This is a genomic window from uncultured Mycobacterium sp., assembly GCF_964249325.1.
GTDB lineage: Bacteria > Actinomycetota > Actinomycetes > Mycobacteriales > Mycobacteriaceae > Mycobacterium.
Map to the genome: position 1 here is coordinate 1 of NZ_CAXUCH010000215.1, position 3,154 is coordinate 3,154.

Annotated in this window: 3 protein-coding genes and 1 pseudogene (1 of these 4 cut by a window edge); all 4 read left to right on the forward strand. The window is 68.3% G+C overall.

The window, feature by feature from the left end; genetic code table 11:
- On the forward strand, positions 1 to 1,160 hold a 1,160-nt coding region (gene hisD, locus ACFE99_RS20260), incomplete at its 5' end, for a histidinol dehydrogenase (RefSeq protein ID WP_375488204.1).
- On the forward strand, positions 1,157 to 2,326 hold the full coding sequence (locus ACFE99_RS20265) for a histidinol-phosphate transaminase (RefSeq protein WP_375488205.1): 1,170 nt from the start codon (positions 1,157 to 1,159) through the stop codon (positions 2,324 to 2,326). The genes hisD and ACFE99_RS20265, both read left to right, overlap by 4 nt.
- Positions 2,319 to 2,948 carry an imidazoleglycerol-phosphate dehydratase HisB gene (gene hisB / locus ACFE99_RS20270; RefSeq protein ID WP_375488206.1) on the forward strand — a complete coding sequence of 210 codons (630 nt, stop codon included), beginning with the start codon at positions 2,319 to 2,321 and terminating at the stop codon, positions 2,946 to 2,948. Before ACFE99_RS20265 ends, hisB begins: the two co-directional genes overlap by 8 nt.
- Positions 2,945 to 3,154, forward strand: a pseudogene (gene hisH, locus ACFE99_RS20275) (imidazole glycerol phosphate synthase subunit HisH) (it continues 424 nt past the right edge of the window). Before hisB ends, hisH begins: the two are co-directional and overlap by 4 nt.

Below are 3,154 nucleotides of genomic sequence, written 5' to 3' on the forward strand. Positions count from 1 at the left end.
ACGGGGAATCGTTCGACGGCGTACGGCCAGCGGCCGTGCGTGTCCCGGTCGCCGCGCTCGACGCGGCACTAGCGCGGCTGGACCACAACGTTCGCGACGCGCTACAGGTGGCGATCGAACGCACCCGCGCAGTCCATGCCGAACAGCGCCGCGCCGACGTCGCTACCACACTCGGACCCGGCGCGACGGTCACGCAGCGATGGGTTCCTGTCGACCGGGTCGGCCTCTACGTCCCCGGCGGCAACGCCGTCTACCCGTCCAGCGTGGTGATGAACGTGGTGCCGGCGCAGGTGGCCGGCGTCGAGTCGCTGGTGCTGGCCAGTCCGCCACAAGCTGCCTATCACGGCCTGCCGCATCCGACCATCCTGGCCGCGGCCCGGCTGCTGGGCGTCGACGAAGTCTGGGCGATCGGCGGGGCGCAAGCGGTGGCGCTGCTGGCCTATGGCGGCACCGACACCGACGGCACCGATCTGACGCCGGTCGACATGATCACCGGGCCGGGCAACGTCTACGTCACCGCCGCCAAGCGGCTCTGCCGCTCCCGGGTGGGCATCGACGCCGAAGCCGGGCCAACCGAAATCGCCGTGCTCGCCGACCACACCGCCGATCCCGCGCACGTGGCCGCCGATCTGATCAGCCAGGCCGAACACGACGTGATGGCCGCCAGCGTGTTGGTCACCCCCAGCGTCGAGCTGGCCGACGCCACCGACGCGGAGCTGACCAGCCAGCTGCAGACCACGGTGCACCGGGAGAGGGTGACGGCCGCGCTGTCCGGTCAGCAGTCGGCGATCATCCTGGTCGACGACCTCGACGCCGGTATCAGGGTCGTGAACGCCTATGCCGCCGAGCATCTGGAAATCCAGACCCTCGACGCGGCCGGTGTTGCAGCCCAAATCCGTTCGGCTGGAGCGGTTTTCGTCGGCCCGTACTCGCCGGTGAGCCTGGGCGACTACTGCGCCGGCTCCAACCACGTGTTGCCGACCGCCGGCTGCGCCCGGCATTCCAGCGGCCTGTCGGTGCAGACGTTCCTGCGCGGCATCCAGGTCGTCGACTACACCGAGGCCGCGCTCAAAGACGTGGCCGGGCATGTGATCACGCTGGCGCAGGCCGAAGACCTGCCCTCGCACGGTGAGGCGATACGGCGGAGGTTCGAGCGATGACCCGCCGTCCGACGCTCGACGAGCTACCCCTGCGCGACGACCTGCGCGGCAAAACTCCCTATGGCGCCCCGCAATTGGCTGTGCCGGTGCGGCTGAACACCAACGAGAACCCCCACCCGCCTAGCAAGGCACTGGTCGACGACGTCGCCGGGTCGGTGCACCACGCCGCCGCCGGCTTGCACCGCTACCCCGACCGTGACGCGGTCGCGCTGCGGCGCGACCTGGCCGCTTACCTCACCGCGCAGACCGGTACTCAGCTGACAGTCGAAAACATTTGGGCTGCAAACGGTTCCAATGAGATCCTGCAACAGCTGCTGCAGGCCTTCGGCGGGCCAGGGCGCAGCGCAATCGGATTCGTGCCGTCGTACTCGATGCACCCGATCATCGCCGACGGCACCCACACCGAATGGCTGGAGACCGTACGCGCCGAGGACTTCAGCATCGACGTCGACGCCGCCGTCTCTGCCATCACCGAGCGCCAACCCGACATCGTGATGGTGGCCAGCCCCAACAACCCATCCGGGCAAAGCGTTTCGCTGCCCGATCTACGACGGCTGCTCGACGTCACACCGGGCATCCTGATCCTCGACGAGGCCTACGGCGAATTCTCGTCGCAACGCAGCGCAGCCCAGCTGGTGCAGGAGTACCCGGCCAAGCTCGTCGTCACCCGCACCATGAGCAAGGCATTCGCGTTCGCCGGCGGAAGGCTGGGATACCTGATCGCCACGCCGGCGGTCATCGACGCGATGTTGTTGGTACGGCTGCCCTATCACCTGTCGTCCATCACGCAGGCGGCGGCCCGGGCTGCGCTGCGACACGCCGACGACACGCTGGGCAGTGTCGCCGCGCTGATCGCCGAACGGAACCGAGTATCAGCGGAATTGACCCGCATGGGATTTCGGGTCATCCCCAGCGACGCCAATTTCGTGTTGTTCGGGCAGTTCGCCGACGCGCCCACCACCTGGCAGCGCTACCTGGATGCGGGCATCCTGATCCGCGATGTCGGCATCCCCGGATATCTGCGCGCCACCACGGGCCTTGCCGAGGAAAACGATGCGTTCCTGAAGGCCAGCGCACGCATCGCCGACACCGAACTGGCCCAGCCGCTGGTGGCGATCGCAAGCGCGGCAAAGCCGGGCGCAGCGGGTCGCCACCAGGATGATTAGGAGCGTCATGACTACCCACCGCCGTGCGCGCGTCGAACGCACCACCAAAGAATGCGACATCGTCGTCGAACTCGACCTCGACGGCACCGGACAGGTCGATGTCGACACCGGTATTCCGTTCTACGACCACATGCTGACCGCCCTGGGCAGCCACGCCAGCTTCGATCTGAGCATGCGCGCCAAGGGCGATGTCGACATCGAGGCGCACCACACCATCGAGGACACCGCGATCGTGCTCGGCCAAGCGCTCGGGCAGGCGCTCGGCGACAAGACCGGCATCCGGCGGTTCGGCGACGCCTTCGTCCCGATGGACGAGGCGCTGGCCCACGCCGCGGTCGACGTGTCCGGGCGGCCCTACTGCGTGCACACCGGCGAGCCGGATCACCTGCGGCACTTCACAATTGCCGGTAACACGGTGCCGTATCACACCGTCGTCAACCGGCACGTGTTCGAGACGCTGGCGATGAACGCCCGCATCGCGCTGCATGTGCGCACGCTTTACGGGCGCGACCCGCACCACATCACCGAGGCGCAATACAAGGCCATCGCCCGTGCGTTGCGTCAGGCCGTCGAACCCGATCCCCGCGTCTCCGGGGTGCCGTCGACCAAAGGCACCCTGTGACAGCGAAATTCGTGGTGGTCCTGGACTACGGCTCGGGCAACCTGCGGTCTGCGCAGCGTGCGCTCCAGCGGGTCGGCGCTTCTGTCGAGGTGACCGCCGACCTCGACGCCGCCGCAGCCGCCGACGGGCTGGTGGTACCCGGCGTCGGCGCCTTCGCGGCCTGCATGCACGGGCTTCGACAAGTCGACGGCAACAACGTGATCGCC